At 65.0% G+C, this 21,372-nt stretch carries 19 protein-coding genes, 1 tRNA gene and 1 other RNA gene; 8 read left to right on the top strand and 13 right to left on the bottom strand.

The window, feature by feature from the left end; all coding sequences use genetic code 11:
* Positions 1-29: 29 nt before the first annotated feature.
* The 5 genes from AC5IJH_RS05785 to rimO all read right to left on the bottom strand — a co-directional run bounded on the left by AC5IJH_RS05785 (position 30) and on the right by rimO (position 5,405).
* Positions 30-1,088, bottom strand: coding sequence for a Vgb family protein (locus tag AC5IJH_RS05785; protein WP_491901909.1), 1,059 nt, complete (start codon positions 1,086-1,088; stop codon positions 30-32).
* Positions 1,089-1,164: 76 nt separating this feature from the next.
* Positions 1,165-2,976 carry a CHASE3 domain-containing protein gene (locus tag AC5IJH_RS05780; protein ID WP_491901856.1) on the bottom strand — a complete coding sequence of 604 codons (1,812 nt, stop codon included), beginning with the start codon at positions 2,974-2,976 and terminating at the stop codon, positions 1,165-1,167.
* An 86-nt stretch (positions 2,977-3,062) separates the two neighbouring features.
* Positions 3,063-3,611, bottom strand: a complete 549-nt coding sequence (locus AC5IJH_RS05775; RefSeq protein ID WP_491901855.1) for a phosphatidylglycerophosphatase A family protein — start codon at positions 3,609-3,611, stop codon at positions 3,063-3,065.
* Complete coding sequence (locus AC5IJH_RS05770) at positions 3,601-3,825, bottom strand: DNA gyrase inhibitor YacG (RefSeq protein ID WP_491901854.1); 225 nt, start codon at positions 3,823-3,825, stop codon at positions 3,601-3,603. The genes AC5IJH_RS05775 and AC5IJH_RS05770 overlap by 11 nt, the downstream gene beginning before the upstream one ends.
* 62 nt (positions 3,826-3,887) lie before the next feature.
* Complete coding sequence (rimO, locus tag AC5IJH_RS05765) at positions 3,888-5,405, bottom strand: 30S ribosomal protein S12 methylthiotransferase RimO (protein ID WP_491901908.1); 1,518 nt, start codon at positions 5,403-5,405, stop codon at positions 3,888-3,890.
* A gap of 97 nt (positions 5,406-5,502) precedes the next feature.
* On the opposite strand from rimO, the gene ffs reads away from it, so the two are divergent.
* Together ffs and AC5IJH_RS05755 are read left to right on the top strand one after the other, a co-directional pair.
* An RNA gene (ffs, locus tag AC5IJH_RS05760) (signal recognition particle sRNA small type) lies at positions 5,503-5,600 on the top strand.
* 106 nt (positions 5,601-5,706) lie between these two features.
* Positions 5,707-7,362, top strand: coding sequence for a beta-ketoacyl synthase N-terminal-like domain-containing protein (locus tag AC5IJH_RS05755; RefSeq protein WP_491901853.1), 1,656 nt, complete (start codon positions 5,707-5,709; stop codon positions 7,360-7,362).
* A 9-nt stretch (positions 7,363-7,371) separates the two neighbouring features.
* Here AC5IJH_RS05755 and AC5IJH_RS05750 read toward each other — a convergent pair whose 3' ends face one another.
* Both AC5IJH_RS05750 and AC5IJH_RS05745 read right to left on the bottom strand, forming a co-directional pair.
* On the bottom strand, positions 7,372-8,169 hold the full coding sequence (locus AC5IJH_RS05750; RefSeq protein ID WP_491901852.1) for a VTT domain-containing protein: 798 nt from the start codon (positions 8,167-8,169) through the stop codon (positions 7,372-7,374).
* A 31-nt stretch (positions 8,170-8,200) separates the two neighbouring features.
* Positions 8,201-9,061 carry a menaquinone biosynthetic enzyme MqnA/MqnD family protein gene (locus tag AC5IJH_RS05745; protein ID WP_491901851.1) on the bottom strand — a complete coding sequence of 287 codons (861 nt, stop codon included), beginning with the start codon at positions 9,059-9,061 and terminating at the stop codon, positions 8,201-8,203.
* A gap of 66 nt (positions 9,062-9,127) precedes the next feature.
* On the opposite strand from AC5IJH_RS05745, the gene dprA reads away from it, so the two are divergent.
* From dprA to AC5IJH_RS05720, 5 genes are all read left to right on the top strand, one after another.
* Positions 9,128-10,372, top strand: a complete 1,245-nt coding sequence (gene dprA, locus AC5IJH_RS05740) for a DNA-processing protein DprA (protein WP_491901850.1) — start codon at positions 9,128-9,130, stop codon at positions 10,370-10,372.
* 405 nt (positions 10,373-10,777) lie between these two features.
* Positions 10,778-13,402, top strand: coding sequence for a type I DNA topoisomerase (gene topA, locus AC5IJH_RS05735; RefSeq protein WP_491901849.1), 2,625 nt, complete (start codon positions 10,778-10,780; stop codon positions 13,400-13,402).
* Between the two features lie 213 nt (positions 13,403-13,615).
* Positions 13,616-14,059 (top strand): DUF4760 domain-containing protein, encoded by a 444-nt coding sequence (locus tag AC5IJH_RS05730; RefSeq protein WP_491901848.1) that lies wholly within the window; start codon positions 13,616-13,618, stop codon positions 14,057-14,059.
* A gap of 115 nt (positions 14,060-14,174) precedes the next feature.
* Positions 14,175-14,534: a hypothetical protein gene (locus tag AC5IJH_RS05725; RefSeq protein WP_491901847.1), complete on the top strand. Its 360-nt coding sequence runs from the start codon at positions 14,175-14,177 to the stop codon at positions 14,532-14,534.
* A 173-nt stretch (positions 14,535-14,707) separates the two neighbouring features.
* The gene (locus AC5IJH_RS05720; protein WP_491901846.1) at positions 14,708-14,992 is read left to right on the top strand and encodes a DUF427 domain-containing protein; all 285 of its coding nucleotides are present in this window, start codon (positions 14,708-14,710) and stop codon (positions 14,990-14,992) included.
* 285 nt (positions 14,993-15,277) lie between these two features.
* On the opposite strand, the gene AC5IJH_RS05715 is transcribed toward AC5IJH_RS05720, so the two are convergent.
* From AC5IJH_RS05715 to AC5IJH_RS05695, 5 genes are all read right to left on the bottom strand, one after another.
* Positions 15,278-15,353, bottom strand: a tRNA-Ala gene (locus AC5IJH_RS05715).
* Positions 15,354-15,420: 67 nt separating this feature from the next.
* Complete coding sequence (locus AC5IJH_RS05710) at positions 15,421-16,776, bottom strand: alanyl-tRNA editing protein (protein ID WP_491901845.1); 1,356 nt, start codon at positions 16,774-16,776, stop codon at positions 15,421-15,423.
* Between the two features lie 94 nt (positions 16,777-16,870).
* Entirely contained in the window at positions 16,871-17,467 is a 597-nt protein-coding gene (locus tag AC5IJH_RS05705; protein WP_491901844.1) for a TetR-like C-terminal domain-containing protein, read from the bottom strand.
* On the bottom strand, positions 17,468-18,208 hold the full coding sequence (locus AC5IJH_RS05700; protein ID WP_491901843.1) for an alpha/beta fold hydrolase: 741 nt from the start codon (positions 18,206-18,208) through the stop codon (positions 17,468-17,470).
* 256 nt (positions 18,209-18,464) lie between these two features.
* Entirely contained in the window at positions 18,465-19,706 is a 1,242-nt protein-coding gene (locus AC5IJH_RS05695; RefSeq protein ID WP_491901842.1) for a cytochrome c3 family protein, read from the bottom strand.
* 92 nt (positions 19,707-19,798) lie between these two features.
* Between AC5IJH_RS05695 and AC5IJH_RS05690 the strand changes: the two genes are divergently transcribed.
* Positions 19,799-20,176, top strand: a complete 378-nt coding sequence (locus tag AC5IJH_RS05690; protein WP_491901841.1) for a YciI family protein — start codon at positions 19,799-19,801, stop codon at positions 20,174-20,176.
* Positions 20,177-20,190: 14 nt separating this feature from the next.
* Here AC5IJH_RS05690 and AC5IJH_RS05685 read toward each other — a convergent pair whose 3' ends face one another.
* Complete coding sequence (locus tag AC5IJH_RS05685; RefSeq protein ID WP_491901840.1) at positions 20,191-21,273, bottom strand: permease; 1,083 nt, start codon at positions 21,271-21,273, stop codon at positions 20,191-20,193.
* Positions 21,274-21,372: the final 99 nt, after the last annotated feature.

The raw sequence follows: 21,372 nt of genomic DNA, 5'->3' as shown, positions 1-21,372 counted from the left end.
GTGGTGAGACGAACCCGGCGTGTCGAGCGCTAGAGGTAGCGCAGCCCCTCGACTCCCAACCCGACATCATAAATGGCGGTGTGGGTGGCGACGATGGCGCTGCCTGACGGACTGAATGCGACTCCGACCACGCCGTGTCCGCTGATGACCAGCTCCGGATGCTCCTCAGGTGCGCGATCGACTGGCAGACGCAGCACACCGCGGCGTCCGCGATGCGAGGCCGCGACATAGAGCGAGCCGGCGACGTCTACCGCCATGCCCTGCGGCCGGCCCAGCCCGCGGTAGTACACACGCGCGTTGCCGGCGGTATCGATGGCATGGACCACGTCATTGCTTGACGTCGTCGGGCCGGAGACGAACAGCGTGCCGTCGAGTCCGAAGGCGAGATGGTAGGCCGCGACGCTCGGCTCGAGCGTCGCGAAGACGAAGATCTGCCGGTCGCGCGCGATCTTGAAGATCGTGCCGCTGCGGTCGCCGCAGTAGAGATTGCCTTCGGGGTCGAATGCCAGCCCGGTGGCAACGCCCATGCTTTCGACAAAGATGGAGCTCGCCCCCTCGGGCGTGATGCGGTGGATCGTGCCCTCATGACGTGAGGTGACGTAGAGCATGCCGTCCGTATCGAGCGCCAGCCCGGTCGGGTTCAGAATGTCTGTCGCGAAGGCATCCATATCGCCTTCAGGCGAGATGCGATAGATCGACACGGGCATGCGTTCGCCGCGCGGTCCGGAGAGCGTCGTGTAGACGTTGCCCTCGGCGTCCACCACGGGGCTGGCGACCGGGTTCACGTTCTCCGCCAGCAGGCGACCGATCTTGATCGTGACTGGATTGCTGGTGCTACCGTTCTGGCGAATTTCGAGGCGCCCTGCTTCGGCAGAGTCGGGGATGCGAATACTGAGGCGGTCCGGGCGGCAGAGCAGCACCGGCGCGAGGGAGCCGTCCAACACGGCGAGTGGCCGGCGATCGGCGACCGGGCCGAGCGAGGTACCCAGCACCTCGATCTCTGCACCGGGAAGCGCGGCTTCAGGGGAGACGGTCTCGATGCGCGGTCCACCGGCTCCGGGGTATTCGGATTTGGCGATGCGAATCATGCTCAAGAAGCCAGTGTATGACTTCGCCTAGTGTAGATGCCAACGCGGGGATGGCGGCGTGGCAGGGCGCGGCCCGTTAGTGCACCGGATCGCCCAGCTCGGCCATCAGGCCCTCCGCAAGAGTGCGGGATGCAGCCTCAAGCTCGCCAGGAACGGCTGGCAGGAACAAACGGAACGTGGTCCCGCGGCGGCTGCCCGCGGTCGCTGAGCGGACGCGCACCCTGCCGTGATGCTTCTCGAGCAGCTGGCGTGTCACCCACAAGCCAAGCCCGGTGCCGGTGCTGCCCTTGGTCGTGTAGAACGGCTCGAAGATGGCAGCGAGCTTGCTGCGCTCAATACCGCAGCCGGAGTCTGCAACCACAATGCGGGCCCCCGGTTTGCCCGTTTGCTCGTCGCGATCCCGGCGGACTAGAAGAACCATCGTGCCACCCGCATCCAACGCATCGAGCGCGTTTGAGATCAGGTTGGAGAGAATCTGGCGCAGCTCGCCAGTGGAGCCGAATATCTCGACATCGCTGACAATGGCGGTGCGCAGCAGCACCCCTTTCACCGTGGCGCGTGACGAGTAGAACGAGACAGCCTGATTGACGAGGTTGGCAACGCTGAAGATCGACGCGGCAGCATCTTCCTTGTAGAAGCCGAGCGACTGGCGCGTGATGTGCGCGATCCTGGAAACCTCGATCTCCGCCTGCTCGATCTTCTGACGCACTTCAGGCTGCGCGGCCTCCCGGCTCGCGAGGTAAAGCAAGTTAGTCAGCGCCTCGAGCGGGTTATTCACCTCGTGAGCGATCGCAGCACTGAGCCGGCCGGCGGAGGCAAGCTTCTCCGCCTTCACCAGCGCCCGCTCGGCCTTTCGGCGGTCGTTGATGTCACGGAAGATCAGCACGATACCGGTGATTGCTCCCTGCTGATCGAGGATGGGCGCGCCGCTGTCGTCAATGTGCGTCTCGACTCCGTCCCGGCGGATCAGCAGCGTGTGATTGGCCAGCCCGACCACCACGCCAAGCCGGCGGACCTTGTCCACTGGCGATTCGACAGGCGCGCGTGACGTTTCATTGATGATGCGGAACACCTCGTAGAGTGGGCGGCCTTGGGCTTCCGCATTCGTCCAGCCGGTGAGCACCTCCGCCACGCGATTCATCAACACCACATGGCCTTCGCGGTCGCTGGCGATAACGGCGTCCCCGATGCTGTGCAGAGTGGTGCGCAGCCAGCCTTCGCTTGCAATCGCTACTGCACGCTGCTCCTCGACGCTGCTCAGCTGCGCCGTGTACGCGGTGACCAGGTCACGCAGGATACGAGCGACGTACAGCGCAATCAGCAGACCCACGACGGCCGCGATGACAAACGAGCCCGCGCCAAGAAGCAGGTCCAGTCGTTGGGACAGGGTGGCGCGGCTCACACGCAGTTGTTCTTCACGAGCAATAAACTTATCGAGTTCGGCGCGTGCCTGATCCATCATTCGCTTGCGTTGAAGCGAAGTTGCCGTGTCCGGGCGCGGCGCTGTCAGTTCCGGCTGGACGGCGAGGAGCCAGCGGTCGTATTGCGAACGAATCTGGGTGAGTTGCTCAGCCTGTTCAGGGTTGTCATGAATCAGGTTGAAGATGGTCGAGAACTCTCTCTCGATCTGCGGTTGCGCGCGCTCGTAAGGCTCCAGAAAGTCACGGCTGCCAAACGCAAGAAAGCCACGCAGCCCGGTCTCCTGGTCGATCATGAGCCGCGTCAGGCGATTGGCATGCGAAATGACTTGATCGGTGTGGTCCACCCATTGCGCGGAGCGCTCGAGTTGGCGCAGCCCGATGAACATCGTGAGCGCCAGCACCAGAAGCGTGAGGATCGGAACCGCAAAGGCCCGTTTCAGCAGGGAGGTGAACAGCCGCTCATTCATAAGGTCATGTCAGTGCAATTCCGAGTAGCACCGTTATAACCCGAAGAGCCAAAATCAGTCACCGCGACCGTTCGCCGGACGAAACCTCACCACCAGCGCTCCACGACCAACATTACGACCGCGCCGAGCAGGCCTGCGGCGAGGTCGTCCAGCATGATGCCCCAGCCTTCGGGGAGCGCTTCGAGTTTGCGGATCGGCCACGGCTTCGTGATGTCAAAGAGGCGAAACAGCGCGAAGGCGAGCAGCGCATGCGGCCAGTCGGGCTTCGACACGGCGAGCGTCAGCCACTGACCGGCGACCTCATCGATGACGACGTGGCCGGGGTCCTCGCGGCCGCTCTCTCTCGCGACGATCGTCGCTGCGGGAATGCCGATGGCGGTTGCGAGCAAAGCCGCCGCCAGCGTCAGCACGCCATAGAACAGGCCGAAGCCCTCGAACTCAAGAAGGGGCACAGCGTGATGGGAGCGCAGCTCGTAGCCGGCGGCCAGCCACAGCAGCAGCGCCGCGACCGAGCCCCACGTGCCCGGTCCGGGCTTCAGCAGGCCGGCGCCGAAGAACGTTCCGACAGCCCATGCCCACAGCGTCTTGTGCTGCGCAGGCGCAGCGTTCTGCTCGGGCGCAGCGCTAGAAGTCATCGTCGCGCTTCTGAGCGCGGCGCATCTCCGCGTTGTCGAGCTCTTCCAGCAGCTCCGGATCCATGACGGGTGAGGAGATGCGGTACTCGCCGCTCGCCCACTTGCCAAGATCGATCAGCCGGCAGCGATCGCTGCAGAAGGGAACGTCAGGAGTATCGAACGCAACTTGCTTCTTGCAGATAGGGCAGGGCAGTGTCTTCTGATTGGTGGCCATGGCCAGACTCCACAGCATTCTTTCGCAGTGTTGATCCGCGGTGTTGTTCCGCAGTTATTCAGTTATTCGATGACGCGCGCGACCACATCGTAGTCGTGCGCCTCGGTGATCTCGGCACGGTAGAAGGTGCCGGGCACCAGCGTCTCGTGCGGACCGAAGTCGTTGATGTAGACCTTGCCATCAATCTCTGGCGCGTGGAAGGCGGAGCGGCCCTCCCACAGCAGTGGCGTCTCCGCGCTTTCGCCTTCGACCAGCACCGGCAGCGTGCGGCCCACCCATTGCTCCTTGCGCTCGCGGCTGATTGACTGCTGCAGCTTCATCAGCGCGCGTCGGCGTGCCTCAATGGTGCGCTTCGGCACCTTCAGTGACTTGTCGAAGCCGTAGGCATGCGCGCCCTCTTCATCCGAGTAGGAGAACGCGCCCATCCAATCGAACTTCGCCGCGCGCACGAAGTCCATCAGCTCTGCGTGATCTTCCGCCGTCTCGCCGGGGAAGCCGACGATAAAGCTGGTACGCAGCGCGATGCCCGGCACCGCCGCGCGCACCTTCTCAAGGGTCTTCAGGAAGATGTCTGCGTTCGCGCCACGGCGCATGCGCTTCAAGACCGCGCCGGAGGCGTGCTGCAGCGGTACGTCCAGATACTTCACGATGCGGTCATGCTTCGCGATGGTCTCAAGCAACCGTCCCGTCACCTTGTTCGGATACGCATACAGGAAGCGCAGCCAGGTCAGGCCGTCAATCACGGCGAGCCGGTCGAGCAGCGCCGCCAAACCGTCCTTCATGCCGAAGTCTTCGCCGTAGCAGGTGGTGTCCTGCCCGATCAGCGTGATCTCGCGCACGCCGCGAGCCACGAGCTGCTCCGCCTCGGCGACCACCGATTCGAAGCGGCGCGAGCGAAACTTGCCGCGCAGATTCGGGATGACGCAGAACGAGCACGGATGATCGCAGCCCTCGGCAATTTTCAGATAGGCAGAGGTCTTGCCGGTCGCCAGCAGGCGCGGCGTCAGCTCGTCGTAGAGATAGGTAGGCAGCGCAGGCGACGCTCCATCCCAGGTGTCGCGCGCGAAGCGGCCCTGCTGCTCGCGGAGATCGCCTTCCGCACGCGAGGCTGCGGCATCCGCCGGCGCTGCGCGCAGAATCGCCGGCGCGGACTGGATCTGGATGAGCGATGCCGGGGCAGCCGCCGGGGCGGCAAGTCCTGCGGCTTCAAGGATCGCTTCGAGTTCGCCGGTCCCGACCACGGCGTCGACTTCGGGAATGTTCTTGCGAATCTCGTCGCGGTAGCGTTCGACCAGGCAGCCAGCGACGATCAGCCGCTTTGCGCGTCCGCCCGTCTTGTGCGCGGCCATCTCGAGGATGGTGTCGACCGACTCCTGCTTGGCGGAGTCGATGAACGAGCAGGTATTGACGACGAGGATCTCGGCCGCCTCGGGATCGGCGGTCAGCTCGGCCCCGGCGCGATCGAGCAGCCCCATCATGACCTCGCTGTCCACAAGATTCTTCGGGCAGCCGAGCGAGACAAAGCCCACACGCGGGCGCGTCGCTGGGGCCGCGCTCGCAGGCGTCGAGGCCACAGAGATGTCGTCAGAGATGGAGGGGGGCGTCACCTGTGTATTTTACCGGAGCGTACGCCGCACAGGAGTGGACGAGGCGTTCTGCGGTGGTATTCTGTCGTTGTGCCGGGTCCTACGCGACGGAATCCCGCCAACCCCGCCAGGTCCGGAAGGAAGCAACGGTAACGGGTCCCTCCGGGCGCAGTAGGCCACCCGGTGCACTGAATCTCCTCTTCATCTCAGCCCAGCCGAACTGCTGCGTCACTCTGCGCCGGACTTCTGTGCGTGGACAGCGACCAATCGGCTCAGCGAGAATCAAAAAGCCATCATGAGTGCTCCTCCGCCGTCTTCCAGCCGTGCTTCTGTCGCCGAACCTGCCACAGATGGGCAAGGAGCTTTCGTCTCTACCGCAGACACACGCCGCGCCCGTGTCGGCGTCTTCGGTTGGGGCATCGTCGCGCCGCAATCGCCCAATGTCGAGGCATTCGCGCGCAATCTCGAACGCTCCGATAGCTGGCTGACGCCGTTTGAGGGCTTCGGGCCCAGCAACTTTTTGGTCGGCCAGCCCGAGTTCGATTTCGCCGACTACAAGCAGTGGATCGACAGCCGCTTCGCCCCGCGCCACTTTCAAAACCTGAAAGAGAAGATGGACACGCCCTCGCTCTATGCGATCGGCGCGTTCATCCAGGCACTCGGCCAGAACCCCGGGCTGGAGCCGCTGCTCCGCGAACTCGGCGACCAGGCGCATGTCTACATTGGCACTGGGCTCGGCTCCATCGACTCGATCTACCAATCCAGCGTCGGCCTGTACCAGGCGCAGCAGCGCTGGAATCGTTTCTGGGGCAGTCGCGAGAACAATAGCGCGCTGAGCGCTTATCTGGCGGGCGAGTTGAAGGGGCTGGACGATGTGCCGCTCAACCCGTCCGATGCAGATGGCGATCTGCTGGAGCGCTCGCTCGAGTGGGAGAGCTACTGGATGCAACGCTCGCCCGAACTGCGCGAGTACCTCGACGAAGCCGCCGCCATCGACTCGCTGAACGTGGAAGGCGATGTGGAGCAGGGCAAGCTGCACGTGCTCCGCGAGCGCGGCAAGCGTCATGTCCGCTTGCAGGAGAAGTGGGCCGCGCCCGATCCGCCGTGGAAGGTGAGCGCGAACCTCATCTGGAACATTCACAACACACCCGCGTCACAGGTGTCGATCCTCGGTCACATCACGGGCCTGGCGTTTGCGCCCGTGGCGGCCTGTTCCACCTTTGGGGTAGCGCTGCGGCTGGCCATGCAGGCGATCGATCGTGGCGAGGCGAAGGTGGTTGTCGTCGGCGCGACCGATCCGCCGCCCCATGCGCTGATCGTCGGCTCGTTCTACGGTGCGCGCGTCCTCTCCGCCAGCCGCCAGGTCTCTGCGCCGCTCACGCAACTGCAGGGCACACACATTGCGGGCGGGTCCGTGGTCTGGATCGTTGGCGACATGGAGTACCTGAAGGCCCGCGGCATGCAGCCGCTCGGCATGGAGCCGGTTGCGGCCGGCGTCAGCTCGGACGCGCACCACATCATTACGCCGTCGCAGGCCGGTCCGCAGTCGGCCATCCGGCAGGCGCTGGCTGAGGCTCACACCACGCCGGACCAGATCCGTACCTGGGATTTGCACGCCACCGCGACACCGGGCGACTACGCCGAGATGACCACGCTGCGGACGGTGCTGCCGGAATCCGTACTCGTCACGGCACGGAAAGGCACGTTCGGTCACGGTATGAGCGCAGGCGGTGGCTGGGAGCTCACCGCGCAGTACCTGGGCTATGCGGCGGGACACCTGTTTCCGACGCTGCTGACCGAGAAGTCGCTGAACCCGGCGATTGCGGATCTGCACGGACGGTTCGTCTTCGCGGGAAGCTCGGTCGACGCCGAGGGGCTCGCGGGCAAACTGTCGAGTGGCATCGGCGGCATCAATGCCTGCGTGATCTCTCGCCCACTCGATCGCGAATAAGCAGATCTGTCAGGCAGCGCTTGGGGACTTGCGGGCTGTCCCGGCTGCCGGTTTGTCTAATTCGCGGCTGCCCTTCTTCCACTTCCACACGCCCCAGGCAATCGCCCCGGCAAACAGGCCAAAGATGGTCCAGCTGATCGCGGTCGAATAGCGCGCCAGATATTGGTTCCACCAGTGCACCATCTGGTGGCCATAGATCACGGCCAGCCAGGCCACCAGGCCGTAGCGTACGGTCCGCGCTGCCGTGAAGGACACCAGGAAGCGCCGCCTGGGCACCTCCAGTGCGCCGGCCGCCAGCACAAAGGGCAGCAGCGGCACCGGCGGTGGCAGCACCGCGGCCAGTGCAACCGCCATGGCGCCATGGCTCTTTGTCCAGCCGGTGATGCGGTCGTAGTAGCGCGCCGGCACGTACCTCTGCAGGGCAACCTCGCCGCCCTTCTTGCCGGTCTTCCACGTCAGGTAGGCACCGATCACAGACGATGTCACGGCCAGCGGAACCAGCACCCAGGGGCTGGCGCGGTGCGCAATCAGCACCAGCAGAATCAGGTCCGCGGTGCCTGGAATAGGCAGCGGGATGGGCGATGCATCCAGTAGCGCCACCACGCAGAGGCCGAGCCAGCCGAGGCTGATCAGCCAGCCCAGGGTCGCGTGCTTCGATGGCGGGTGTCCGGCGGCCAGAAAACTGAGCGCGGCGCGCAATGACGCGGGTTGACCAGAAAGACCAGGGCTGCCGGCAGAGAAGCTCACCACTGTTTGGACGCCGGGATTGGGCCCGGAGACGCGGCCGTACTCGCGATCGCTGCGCATTCACTCTGGTGCGCCCAACGTACCCCATCTGTTACAGCAGCAGCAGGGGGAGCTCCGGACACGGCGGAAGCACACCGCATTCTGCTGCGAGTGCGAAGAACTGCCGCATCCCGTCGAGGCATTCGGCGTCGAGCGTATAGAAGATGTTGCTGCTGAGATAGGCGTGAATGGTGGCCCGGGGGACGGCGATCCGCTGCGCCCACTCGTCCGCAAGTTCGTCGAGGTGCGCCAGTCCCGCATCGCGCGAGGCGACCAAATCCTCCACGAGCGCACGGCCAGCAGCCCCGGATAAAACGGCGTCTGTTCGCACTCCCCATACGGCCGAGATCCACGGCAATCCGGTGAGCCGTCGCCACTCCGCGCCCAGGTCGAGGTAGACCAGCCGCTCCCCTGTGCGCGCTCTACGGGCCTTCTGATCTTCAAGGGCCAGCAGGGCGGGATCGCCAATCAGCACCGCGGCGTCGGCCGTAGCCAGCATGGCGTCCAGTTGAGGTGAATGCGGCAGAAACGTGGCAGCCAAACGCCAATACCGCCGGGCGAGAACCTGCACATAGGCGAGCGTGGCGCGCGAGGAGGTGTCGGTGGCGATGGTGCGGATCGCGTCCAGCCCGGCCGCCTCGCGATAGACCAGCAGGAGTGAGCGGATCGGGCCTTTCGACGCGATGGCGCAGCCGGGGACCATGCGCAGCGAGGGCGTCTCCGGGAAGGCGGCGATCGGGACCAGGCCGAGGTCGGCGGCACCGGAGGCGAGTTGGGCAGCACACTGCGCCGGCATCATGGATTCAATGTGATAGCGCTCCGCCAGCAGGGTGGACTGGGGTGGGTGGTCGAAGTCCCACATCAGTGGCGCGGGGTTCAGGAAGCGGATGGCAGCGACGCGCAGGCGGCTCACTCGATAGAGTACCCCGTTGGTCGGATTGCGAGCCCGCCGGGCGTGACCCTAGGCTCGACCGTACGCATGTCCGGCCCCTCGACGCTCTCCTCTTCCGCTCGCATCGTTACCGAAGAAAACACGCTGGCCTGGCTGTCGCTCGCGCTCACGCCGGGGCTGGGTCCGCGGCGCATTCAGCGAGCGATGCGGCAGCTTGCGAATCCGGCAGATCTGTTTCGTTTGCCACTGACGGGGCTGGAAGCGCTGCAAATGCCGGCGGCTTCGGCTCGTTTTGTTGCAGAAGGAAAAGCATGCCGCGTCGCGGAAGAGGAGTGGCGGAAGGCCGAGTCGAGCGGCTGCAAGCTGCTTACCTTCAGCGACTTAGATTATCCGGATCGACTGCGCGAGATCTATGATCCGCCGCCGGTTTTGTGGGTGCGTGGGCCGGCGTCGGTGCTGGCGCGACCGGGAATTGCAGTGGTCGGAACGCGGCAGCCGACGCCGTATGGATTGGGCATGGCGGAGCTCTTGTCGCGCGACCTGGCTGCTCGTAAGCTGCTCATTATCAGCGGGATGGCGCGGGGTGTGGACACGGCGGCGCACAAGGGCGCACTGCTCGTGGGCGGGGGGACGATCGCGGTCTGGGGCACGGGCGTAGACGTGATCTATCCCAAAGAAAACAAGCGACTTGCAGAAGATATTGTGCAGGCTGGCGGCGTGATCGTGTCAGAGCAGCCGCTCGGGACCTTTCCTGCGCCGCAGAACTTTCCCCTAAGGAACCGTGTTATCAGTGGTTTAAGCGTTGGCGTGCTGGTGGTCGAGGCGGGGGAGCAGAGCGGCACGCGTGTCACGGCGCGTTGTGCGCTCGAGCAGAATCGCGATGTGTACGCTGTGCCCGGCAATGTGACGACACGCAATGCCTGGGGCCCTAACACATTGATAAAGCAGGGCGCCAAGCTCACAGCGACGTGGGAAGACATCTGGGAAGACCTGCCCAGCCAGGTGCGGTTGGAACTCGAAGACCGCTCGGAATCGGGTGTGCAGACGGCCCTGTTTGCCGGGGCGGAAGACGGTTCCGCATCGCAGAGGGGGGTGACTGCATCAGTACTCCAGGCTGCGAATACGGCTCTCCCGCCGGGCCCACCACTGACGCCTCCCGAGGCGGCGGTGTATGGTCACCTCAGGCTGGATGAAGCCCTGCACATCGAAGAGCTGCTGGAACGGCTGGACGGGCAAGTCACGTCGGCTGAGATCTTTACCGCTCTCTTCGAGCTTGAGCTGAACAACTATATCCGCCAGTTGCCGGGCAAGAACTACGTTCGGCGGCTCTAGTCCGGGAGGTTCATCCGGCACAGGATGGGGTTGTTACAGATGTCTGTAGTCCCAAAAAGATTGGGAGTCCCAAAGGATAGCGGCACCGGGATGCGACGGAATGGCCGGACACGCGTCTGAAGCAGCACGTGTCGCAAACGGGCCTTTACTGTCACAAAACAGCGCCTCCGGGTTCGATTGGGCACGTCTGGACGGTGTCTTCGAAAGCGTCTGGGATGGAAGTCGGAGAGCGTCCTGAGAACAGCCGGGGTTTGGCCCCGGTGGCAGAGGCGTGGTAGCGTACCGGGAATTCAACCGGAGGAGCCGGAAGGTCGGCGTCTCCGCACAACCTGACCATCGCCAGCACGGGGTGGACCGGCAGATCCGCGGCCGGAACGGAGAGCAGGCGGAAGTGAAGGGGAAGCAGTGAGTAAAGCATTAGTGATTGTCGAGTCGCCTGCGAAGGCGAAATCTATTGGGAAGTACCTGGGCAAGGATTTCGTCGTCGAGGCCTCGATTGGCCACGTGAAGGACCTGCCGAAAAACAAGATCGGGGTGGAGCTCGAGAACGAGAGCTTCGAGCCGGACCTGATCGTGATGCCGGACAAGGTGAAGGTGATGGACCGGCTGAAGAAGCTGGCCATGAAGGTGCCGTCTGTGTACCTGGCGCCTGACCCGGACCGCGAGGGTGAGGCGATTGCCGCGCACCTGGAAGATGAGCTGCGCACGATCTCCGGAACGCGCACGATCCAGCGCGTCACATTCAACGAGATCACGCCGAAGGCAGTGCGGGCGGCGTTTGAGCACCCGCGCGAGGTGGATCGCAACCTGGTCGATGCGCAGACGACGCGGCGCGTGCTCGATCGCATTGTGGGCTACCAGATTTCGCCGCTCTTGTGGGACAAGGTGCGCCGCGGACTATCCGCGGGCCGCGTGCAGACGGTGGCGCTGCGGCTGATCGTCGAGCGTGAGCGGGAGATCAAGGCATTCAATCCAGTCGAGTACTGGACAATCGATGCCGACCTGAAGGCCAGCGCGAAGGACGATGCAGCGTTCACGGCGCGGTTTGTCGGGATCGATGGCCAGCCGGCGAAGGTCGAGACGGTGAGCGGCAACGCGCTGCCGAACGAGGCGATCACGAAGGAGACGCTGGCGGCGCTCGAAGGCGCGCGCTGGTCGGTGCGCGAGGTGGAGCGTAAGGAGCGGCGGAAGAATCCCGCGGCTCCGTTCACGACGAGCCGTTTGCAGCAGGATGCGTCGCGGCAGCTGGGCTTCTCGGTCAAGCGCACGATGGGTGTGGCGCAGCGGCTGTATGAGGGCATCGAGATCGGCAGCGAGGGCGCAGTCGGCCTGATCACGTACATGCGTACCGATTCGACGCGCGTGTCGCCCGATGCGGTCGCGGATGTGCGGAAGTACATTGCGGGCGAGGTTGGCCCGAAGTACCTGCCGGAGACGCCGAACAGCTTCAAGAGCAAGAAGGATGCGCAGGACGCGCACGAGGCGATCCGGCCGACGGATGTGTCGCGCACGCCGGACTCGCTGAAGCGCTACCTGAGCGACGAGCAGTTCCGGATGTACCAGCTGATCTGGCGACGCTATGTGGCTTCGCAGATGGTGCCGGCGGTGTTCGATCAGACGATCGTCGAGATCGAAGCACGCGCAACTGGAAACCAGCGCCGTTACGATTTCCGCGTCACCGGTTCGATCCTGAAGTTCGATGGCTATCTGAAGGTGTATGAGGAAGCCAAGGACGCGAAGGATGAGGACGACGACGCGCTCAAGAACAAGCTGCCCGATCTGAACGCGGGGCAGGCGCTGTCGCTCGAAGAGCTGAAGCACGAGCAGAAGTTCACGGAGCCGCCGCCGCGCTACAACGAGGCGTCGCTGGTGAAGACGCTCGAGGAGCGGGGCATTGGCCGCCCATCGACGTACGCGACGATTCTATCGACGATCCAGGAGCGCGAGTACGTGCAGAAGGTGGGCCAGGGGCGCGGCGCGAAGTTCCTGCCGACCGAGATCGGCCTGGTGGTGACGGACCTGCTGGTGGCGAACTTCCCGTACATCTTCAATGTGGAGTACACTGCAAAGCTCGAAGAGGAGCTGGACGACATTGAGGACGGCAAGGAGCGCTGGACCGACCTGCTGAAGGGCTTCTACAGCCACTTCCGCAAGGAGCTCGAGCACGCGGGCGAGCACATGGAAAACGTGAAGCGGATGGAGAAGGCCACCGATGAGACGTGCGATCGGTGCGGCTCGCCGCTGGTGATGAAGTGGGGCAAGTTCGGCACGTTTTACGCGTGCAGCACGTACGACAAGAAGAAGAAGGATTCCTGCTCGTTCACGAAGGAGAACTTCGCGACGAAGCCGCAGCTGGAGAATGCGGACGAGAAGGAAGACGAGTACTGCGAGGCGTGCGGGCGCGTGATGTTGCTGCGCAACGGGCCGTTTGGGCCGTTCATGGCATGCCCGGGGTACAACGAAGACCCGCCGTGCAAGACGGTGCGCCGGTTGACGAGCCGCGAGCAACAGAAGCCGCCAGTGCCGATCGGCGAGCCCTGCCCAAGCTGCGGCAAGGACCTGGTGCGGCGGACGGGCCGTTTCGGTGAGTTCGTGTCGTGCTCGGGCTACCCGGAGTGCAAGTACATCAAGCAGAACCTGGTGGAGGGCATGAAGTGCCCGACGTGCGAACAGGGCGACATTGCCGAGCGGAAGACGCGCTTCGGGACGACGTTCTATGGCTGCACGCGGTACCCGAAGTGCGACTTCACGGCAAATGGCAAGCCGGTGCCGAAGAAGTGCCCGGAGTGCGGCTCACCGTACCTGATTGAGAAGACGCTGAAGTCGGGTGTGTATCTCACCTGCCCGAACAACAAAAAGCCCGCGGCCGCGGACGAGAAGGTGTCCAAGCGGAAGAAGAAGGGCGACGACGAGGAAGCAGCGACGGTGACGTGCAGCTATTCGAAGAAGCTGCGCGATGCGCCGAAGGAAGAAGAAGCCCCGGCAGCGCCGCGGCGGAAGGCGCCGGCTGAGGTGCAGCCGGTGGCTTGAGGTCGGCGAGTAAGGCGGTCGGCTTAGGAGCGGTCAGCGAGGGTGCTGGCCGCTTTCGTTTTGTGCATCGCTTGGGCATCTGCTGCCGCGTAGCAACAATGGACTGTGACGTGAGTTGGCTATGCGATGCAAGCAGGATCAATGGCCTTGGCGGGCCTTGCTGCCAACTTCCGGGGTAGCACCGTAGACTAGTCCCGACGGCAAGGAGAGCACGTGGAGACATTGGCGGGGCGCGAGGATGCGGTCACGATTCTGAAGCTGTATGAGCTGCGGCAGGAGCCGGTGCTGCGGCGGGCGCGGACGTGGATGACGGCAGAGTTCTGGCCGACGTCGGCCGATGAGGTGCGGACGATTCTTGCGGACTTCGGCGGGGAGAAGAACTGCTGGTTCCGGCAGGTGACCACGTACTGGGAGATGGCGACGGCGCTGGTGAACCACGGTGTGCTGAACCCGGAGTTGTTTCTGGACACGAATGCCGAGCCGTTCCTGGTGGCGGCCAAGTTCTGGCCGATGCTGGACGAGATCCGCACCACCGCACCGCAATTCCTGATCCAGATGCAGCGGCTGACGGATCGAAGCCAGTTGGCGCGGCAGCGGCTGGAGTTGATGGTGGCCGGCGTGGAGAAGCGACGGGCGGCAGCGCTCTCCCGGGGGTAATGCGAGAGCTGTTCGCCTGACTTTCGTGCGTGCGGTGAATGTTGCAACTTGCACCCGGAGGCCTCGAAGGACTACAAGGGTGGGCGTGGGAGCACCCCTGCCCCCGGAGGACTGTATGAACAAGAAAATGATTCTGGCGCTGTTGGCCTGTAGCAGTGTGGCGATGGCCGCCGATATGGGCAAGTCGACCAAGCTGATGGGCTACATCAGCGATTCGAAGTGCGGAGCCACGCACAACGCGAGCGCGCCCGATGCGAGCTGCGTGAAGAAGTGCATCAGCGGCGGCGAGAAGCCGGTGTTCGTGGACGCGAAGAAGAACGTGTGGACGATCGACAATCCGGATGCGGTGACCGACGACTACGGCAAGTCCGTGACCGTGATGGCGAAGGCCGATGAGTCGGCCAAGAGCATTCATATCGACAAGGTCACATCCGCGAAGGAAATGAAGGGCTCCAGCGGCATGATGGATCACTAGAGCGCTGGCCTCCCCCTGGGAGGCCTCCCGTTCAGTAGAGGGACGTGGTCAGGCGAAGGACCTCGAAGAGGCCGCCTGGCTGCGTCCTTTTCTGCGTGGCCGCAGGGCAAAGCGGCGGCAGGCGGAATCTGTTACTGTACTGCGTGGACTTTGAAGAGAGGCGACCGAGACCTATGGCGAAGGCGACCTGGAACGGCAAAGTAATTGCGGAGAGCGAGACTGTGGAGACGGTGGAGGGGAACCTGTACTTCCCGGACAGCTCGGTGAACCGCGAGTTCCTGCGGCCAAGCTCGACGACCTCGACCTGTCCCTGGAAGGGGCAGGCCCGCTACTACACGATCATCGTGGACGGGCAGGAGAATCAGGATGCTGCCTGGTACTACCCCGACCCGAAGCCTGCGGCCAAGCAGGTGAAGAATCACGTCGCCTTCTGGCGCGGTGTCGAGATCGAAAAATAGGACTGGCCGTCCGGGCGGGCGCACTCGCGTGCGTGCTGTGGGGGGCGGGCTCCGGTGTCGCCCGCTGGTTGGGCTGCGCGGGTCTCCTCTGACACAACTGAGTCGATCGATATGCCTGCTGGCTGTGACGGCGCGCGCATACGTGTGTGCGTAAGGGGACGCTTCGCGGGTCTTGTGAAGGGACGAGCGAATGGCGGACCGCATCGAAAGCAGAAAACGCGTGCCCCGGGGCACGCGTTTTTGTTGAGCCGGACCGGCTCGACGCGGAATTGTCGTCTACAGGATTGGTGGAGCTAGTCGGGATCGAACCGACGACCTCACCGTTGCGAACGGTGCGCTCTCCCAGCTGAGCTATAGCCCCACATCGGCGGGAGTGGCCTTGCCTGAATATAGCAGGGTCGGCCGGGTGTGTCCCGCTGCGGATGGCATCAGCCGCGCAGCGTCGCGGCGAGGGCGCTGAGCGCGGCGTCAAGGCGGGCTGCGGGCAGCACGCCTTGAGCGAGGGTGGAGGAGCCGCCGCCGCGACCGTTAGTGGCGGACTTGAGCAGCTGGCCGGCGTCGATGCCGAGCGATGGTGCGGCGTCGGGATCGCTCCCGGCGCGCTTCGCGTTGGCCGACGGGCTGTTCAGGTCGGGGCTGCAGGCGACAACGAGCGTGACCATGGGCTCGCTCTCCTGGGCAGGCGCTGGGGTGGCGAGGAGCGCGACGGTGTGCGCGGCGGCGCTGGTGACGCGGGATGCGAGCAGCTTGACGTAGTCGAGGTCGCGATCCGGGAAGTTGCGGCGGATGACGCGCAGGTCGTGCACGGGCGGGTCTTCGACCAGCAGGCGGGCAGCGTGGTAGTTGGCGAGTTCTTCCCGGAGCGCCTGGCGTTCCTTTGCGGCGGACTTCTGCTCGGCGCGGAGGCGCTGCAGGGTGGCGGGGAGGTCGGTGCGGCCGGCGGAGAGCTCGCGGCTGAGCTGGGTGAGCAGGGCATCGTCTTCACGGGCGGCGCGGAGGGCGCGGTCGCCGCAGACGAAGCTGACGCGCAGCGTTTTGCGCACGCGCTCGGTGCCGCGCAGCAGGACCGTACCGATCTGGCTGGTGCTGGCGACGTGCGTGCCGCCGCAGGCATTGAGGTCGAGCTCTGTGCTTTCGGCGTCCACGCCGGGGATGACGACGAGGCGGAGGTCGCCCTGGCGTGGCGGCAGCTTGCGCATGCGGCCGGCGGCGAGGAGGCGCTCTGCCTCTTCGGCAGCGACGGTGCGGACGGTCATGGGCCGGGCTTCGGCGACGACGCTGTTGGCGAGCTGCTCGATACGTGCGAGGTTGGCGGTGCTTAGATCGGGGTTGTCGGGGTTCGTTTTCTCGAGATCGATGGTTGAAACGGTATCGCCGAGGTGGAAGGAGACGGTGGCGGCGCCGAGCTCCTGGTGAAAGAGCGCGGAGAGCAGGTGCTGACCGGAGTGTTGCTGCATGTGATCGCGACGGCGCGCGGTGTCGATGGCGCCCTCGACGGCGGTGCCGGCGAGCAATGGCTTCGAGGTGAGGTGCCAGACTTCGCCGGAGTCATCCTCCTCGACATCGACGATGGGGACATCGAGCGCTGCGCCGCTGGGCGCGGTGGCACGCAGGGTGCCGGCGTCAAAGGGCTGGCCGCCGCTGGTGGGGTAAAAGGCAGTGCGGTTGAGCGCGATCTGCCAGAGCGATGCGCCGGCGGTGCGGGAGCGCTCGCGGATGTCGGTGACGTTGGCGGTGAAGCGGGTGAGCGTGGAGTCGGCGTAGTAGAGACGCTCGGCGGGCATGGAGGAATTGTAAAAGGATAGGGAAGAGGGAACAGGGATCAAGAAGCAGATGCCTGAGAGGAAGCAGGGGCGGATGTCTTGTGTGGCGGAGAGGCTAGGGTCGCTTCTTCCTGGGCTGGGGACGATGGGCGGTGTTGTTTTGCAGGGCGGCGTCCATCATGGTCAGCAATGTTTGGAAGCTCACGTCCAACTTTTGGGGCAAGCCGAAGCCGCCGCCTAGTTCGAGGTCGATGAAGCCTCGCAAGGAGGCGCGGATGACGCGGGTGGCGTGGATGGCCGCGTCACCGGTTGTGCCGTATCCGCGCAGAACGGCCAGGACGAGTGCCAGGTAAGCGTCCGCTGCTTTCTGCGACGCGTCACTCCATCCGGCGATCGGCAACTGCGTGGCTGCCCAGAGGCCGGGATGTTCCCTGGCAAACTGCCGCTGCGAATGTCCCAGCGCATGGAGGGCGTCTCGTCCTGCCACACCAGCCATCGCATCGCGCGAACGGTCGAGGAGGAGCAGCAGACCGTGAGTGGTGAGATTGTCCTTGAGCTTGTCGAGACTCTCGATGTGGTTGTAGAGCGAGGGCGGCTTGACACCGAGCGAAGCTGCCAGTTCTGCGATCGTGAGCGATGCCAACCCGGAAGAGTCGGCGATCGCGATGGCCGCGTTGAGCACGATGGTGACGTCGAGGCCGGCGCGCGCCATTCAGGAACGATCACCCGCGAGAAAGCGAACGATTGCAGGCCCCACTTCTTCCGGCACTTCTGCTTGCGGATAGTGCCCGGCGCCCTGGATGAGGAGAAGCTTGGCGCCGAGCCGACCCGCAGCCCACTCGGCCTCGGCAGTGGCGTCGGGGAAGTCGGGATCCTTCGTCCCCATGATGACCAGCCCGGGCATACCTGTGTTCGTGAGCATGGCTTCAGTGTCCGACTTCGAGAGAGCGATCATGCGCTTCAGGGCGTTCATGCGTCCAGGTTCCCTCAAGCTGTTGCGCAAGGTGTCGCGATAGCGTTTGAAGTCCGAGGGCTTGCGCATGGGGAAGAGGCTTGTCCAGTAGGTGATCCAGAAAGAGACGCGCCACGGTCCGCCCAGACCGACGGCGAGCAGTGCCTGCAGATACCAGGGGATGTGCTTTGCATCGCGCAGCACGGGCCCGATGAGCACTGTTGCAGTTACCTTGTGTGGCGCCTCATGAGCAGCCCACAAGGCCGATCCGGCGGAGAACGAATTGCCGATCAGGATGGCCTTGCCGTGGCCGAGGTGTGCCATGAGAGCGAGGACATCCTGCCCGATGGCGCGAGCGGAATAGTCGTCCCACTGTGGGCTGCTGCCGCCGTGTCCGCGTACATCGACGGTGACGACGCGGTACCCGGCGCCGGTGAGATAGGGCGTGAGGTAGCGATATTCCCCGCGAAGATCGCCCATACCAGGGAGTGCGATGACCAAAGGGCCCGGTCCTCCCGTGTCATCGAAGGCGAGGAAGCGCTGGCCAATGGGCAGCCTCTGGGCTGGGTTGTCAGAGACGGCCGGGAGGTCGCGGCTGTGGGGTTTCGAAGCAGTGGATGGTTGTGTCAAGTCGTCTCACCTCTTAGCTATTGCAAGTAGTGAATAAGCTAATGATTTTAGTTTACGGCGACTGAGGGGCTGGCGTCAACGATGGTGGGCTTCTATCGCAGCAGCAGTCCGGCTCGGGTGGTTCCTGTTAGTTTGCGACGCGCCAGGGGCTGGTGGTCTTCCAGGAGCGCAACTGCTCGGTGGCCCAGGCGGTGGATTTGTCTTTGTGGCAGGTGGTGCAGGGGTTGGGGACGCCGGAGGTGTCGGTGAGGGTGGGGCTGAGAAAGCGGAAGGTGTGGCTGGCGACGAAAAGGCTGCCGTCCTGCTTGTTATTGAGCGTCTGCGCGATGTGCGGCATGTGGCAGGCGATGCACTGTGAACCGGCGCTGTTGGCGGCGTGGTGCGTGTGCTCAGGGACTGTGCCCTTGAGGCCGGCGGGGTTCTCTGCCGTGTGGCAGCGCAGGCAGAGCGCGTTGCCGGTGGCGATGAGGTTGGACGGGTTCTGGTTGGAGTGAACCTGGTGACAGTCGAAGCAACGTAACTCGCGGTGATACATGTTGCTCTGCACCCAGTCATTGCCCTGCATGCGGTTCTTGTGGGCGGAGCCGTCGCGGTAGTAGTAGAAGTCCTCGGTGCCGGGGGTGGCGATCTCGAGGCGCCAGACATCGGCGAGCCGGTCGCCGGGATGGTAGCCGACGGGATAGTCGGGGTACTCGGGGTGAGTGGTGCCGTCGGGCTGGCGGACGGAGACGGGCAGCACGGCGGGGCGGCCCTGGGAATGGCACTGCAGGCAGACGTCATTGCCGCGGACCGAGTCGAGCGTCTCCGGGTTGACGATGTTCTTCTTCGTGGGGTGGGCGACGTGTTCGCTGCCGGGGCCGTGGCAAGCTTCGCAGCCGACGTTCCACTCGACAAGCTGCCGGGTGGCCAGATTGTAACCGACGGAGTGACAACCATCGCAGGTGGGGCCGGTCGGTCGCTCGGCGTTGGTCTTGCCGTAGTGGGGTGTCCACCAGTCGGTGCCATCGGCGACGTGGTAGGGCAGCCAGCGCTTGTGCACGATGTCCCACTGCGCGGGCAAGGGGTAGAAGGTGTTTCCCTGCTTCGCGAAGTAACGCTGCTTGTAGCGGCTGCCGTAGACGAAGGCGACCTCGTCGAGCGAGAAGGTGCGGGCCGGGTCGGGATGGGTGAAGTCGCCGAGCACGGCGTCGGGGTGCTCGTGCGGGTTGCGCACGACGTTGGCCATGCGGGTTTGCCGCCAGCCGTCGTAGTCGGCCTGGTGGCACCCGCGGCAGGCGGCGGAGCCGGTGTAGTGCGCGGCCTCGTGCGTCTGCGCAAGAGCGGCGCAGCAGGACAGCACGAGCAGCAGAGCAAGCAGGGCGCGGCGCATGGCACTCCTGAGAAGTGCGGGAAGGATAGCAGCGCGACGGCGTCCTCCGCATGCACACAGGACCGTGTCCGAGATGCCATGATGAAGGCACGATGACGGAAGAGCGACAGCCGAACGAGACGGGCATGCGTGACGTGCCGAAGAACCTGAAGCCTTACTTCGTGGGGCTGCTGCGGCGCGGTCCGCGATGGAACGAGATCGAGGGGCCGGAGGCGGCAGAGCTGCTGCCGCGGCACCTGGCGTATCTGCGCGAGCAGGCGGAGGCGGGGCGCTACCTGGGGGCGGGCCCGGTGCTGCTCGAAGAGAGCGAGTTTGCGGGGGTGCTGCTGATCCGCGCTTCGTCGGTGGCGAACGCGCAGGCACTGGTGCAGGGCGATCCCGCGGTGCAGGCGGGGCGGCTGCGGGTGGAGGTGCTGCCGGTGCTCTTGCCGGCGCTCGATGGAGTGGCGCCGGTGTATGCGGGAGCTTAGTTCTGAGCTGGGACTTAGCGGCCGGGGTGGACCCAGAGGGTGAGCCAGCCGACGACGCAGCCGAGCGCGGCGACCGTGCCGGCGAGGCGCAGGGGGACGCGGCGGCCTAGCTGCTGACCGAGTGCGCTGAGCGAGTAGATGGAGACGGGGCCGAGAGTGCAGAGCAGCGCGGCGACGTAGGGCGTGGGGACGCCGGAGCGCGAGAGCACGAAGGCGAGTGCGACATCGAACGCCATGGGGACGGGCAGCACGGTGCCGAGGATGGCGACGGCGATGACGCCGAAGACCGAGACGTGCAGGTGGGTGCCGTAGGCGGGCACGGCTTCGACCAGGAGCGCGCCGAGCACGGCGGCAAGCAGCATCCAGGGCAGCGTTTGTAACAGCAGGCGGAACAGATTGCGCAGGTAGGTGCGCGCGAAGGCGAGGACGCGTGCGGAGAGCGCCTCCGGCACGGGGCCGAGCGAGAGGGTGCGGATGCGGGGCGCCTGCTCGGGGACGATCCAGGGCAGCAGTGCCATGACGGCGGCGGCGACCGCGAGGCGCGCGCCGGCGAGCGATGCGGGGAAGAGCACGAAGGACATCGCGATGACGACGGGGTTGAACATGGGCGAGCTGACCATGGTGGCGACGGCCATGCGGGTGCTGGCGCCGGTGTCGAGCAGGCCCTGACCGATGGGCGTGGCGCAGTTGGCGCAGACACCGAGCGGCATGCCGGCGACGGCACCGCAGAGGACGTTGCCGGCCGGCGAGGCGAAGCGGCGGCTGCGGTCTGTCTGGCTGAGCAGCGTCATGGCGGCCGCGCCGAAGGGGATCGCGAAGTACATGCCGAAGCGGTTGGTCCAGAGCCAGTTCACGCTCGTGCGCAGGATGCGGGTGCCGGCGGGCATCTGCGGCTGCACGGGGAGCAGCGCGTCGAAGGAGAGGCCGCCCTTGATCTGTACCGACTGGCCGGTGTGGAGTTTTTTGAGCAGCGAGGGGTAGCGCTGCTGGCTCCAGAAGATGAGCACGATGGCGAGCGCGGCGACGATGCTGAGGGTGATCTCGAGCGTGCGTCGGCGGACGGGGTTCGGCGCGGGTGCAGTGGCAGTGGCGTTCATGCGAGTGGCCGGATCATACGTGGCCAGCGACTGCGGGCGACATCGGCCATTCGGTGGAGATGGAGGTCAGCCTGCTGTGAACTGACATGAAGAGAAGAC

The sequence above is a fragment of the Candidatus Dedyshia acidiphila genome (assembly GCF_051025295.1).
In the GTDB taxonomy this organism is placed as follows: domain Bacteria; phylum Acidobacteriota; class Terriglobia; order Terriglobales; family Acidobacteriaceae; genus KBS-83.
The sequence above is the reverse complement of the archived record's forward strand: the minus strand, read 5'-3'. Positions and strand labels throughout refer to the sequence as shown.

Coding starts and splice junctions, on each gene's coding strand:
- AC5IJH_RS05770 (WP_491901854.1), bottom strand. CDS start 3,825: ATGGCCACCAATCAGAAGACACTGCCCTGCCCTATCTGCAAGAAGCAA.
- AC5IJH_RS05695 (WP_491901842.1), bottom strand. CDS start 19,706: ATGCGCCGCGCCCTGCTTGCTCTGCTGCTCGTGCTGTCCTGCTGCGCC.
- AC5IJH_RS05690 (WP_491901841.1), top strand. CDS start 19,799: ATGACGGAAGAGCGACAGCCGAACGAGACGGGCATGCGTGACGTGCCG.
- AC5IJH_RS05685 (WP_491901840.1), bottom strand. CDS start 21,273: ATGAACGCCACTGCCACTGCACCCGCGCCGAACCCCGTCCGCCGACGC.
- AC5IJH_RS05750 (WP_491901852.1), bottom strand. CDS start 8,169: ATGCGCAGCGATCGCGAGTACGGCCGCGTCTCCGGGCCCAATCCCGGC.
- AC5IJH_RS05785 (WP_491901909.1), bottom strand. CDS start 1,088: ATGATTCGCATCGCCAAATCCGAATACCCCGGAGCCGGTGGACCGCGC.
- AC5IJH_RS05720 (WP_491901846.1), top strand. CDS start 14,708: ATGGCGAAGGCGACCTGGAACGGCAAAGTAATTGCGGAGAGCGAGACT.
- AC5IJH_RS05755 (WP_491901853.1), top strand. CDS start 5,707: ATGAGTGCTCCTCCGCCGTCTTCCAGCCGTGCTTCTGTCGCCGAACCT.
- dprA (WP_491901850.1), top strand. CDS start 9,128: ATGTCCGGCCCCTCGACGCTCTCCTCTTCCGCTCGCATCGTTACCGAA.
- AC5IJH_RS05725 (WP_491901847.1), top strand. CDS start 14,175: ATGAACAAGAAAATGATTCTGGCGCTGTTGGCCTGTAGCAGTGTGGCG.
- AC5IJH_RS05775 (WP_491901855.1), bottom strand. CDS start 3,611: ATGACTTCTAGCGCTGCGCCCGAGCAGAACGCTGCGCCTGCGCAGCAC.
- AC5IJH_RS05780 (WP_491901856.1), bottom strand. CDS start 2,976: ATGAATGAGCGGCTGTTCACCTCCCTGCTGAAACGGGCCTTTGCGGTT.
- AC5IJH_RS05710 (WP_491901845.1), bottom strand. CDS start 16,776: ATGCCCGCCGAGCGTCTCTACTACGCCGACTCCACGCTCACCCGCTTC.
- AC5IJH_RS05705 (WP_491901844.1), bottom strand. CDS start 17,467: ATGGCGCGCGCCGGCCTCGACGTCACCATCGTGCTCAACGCGGCCATC.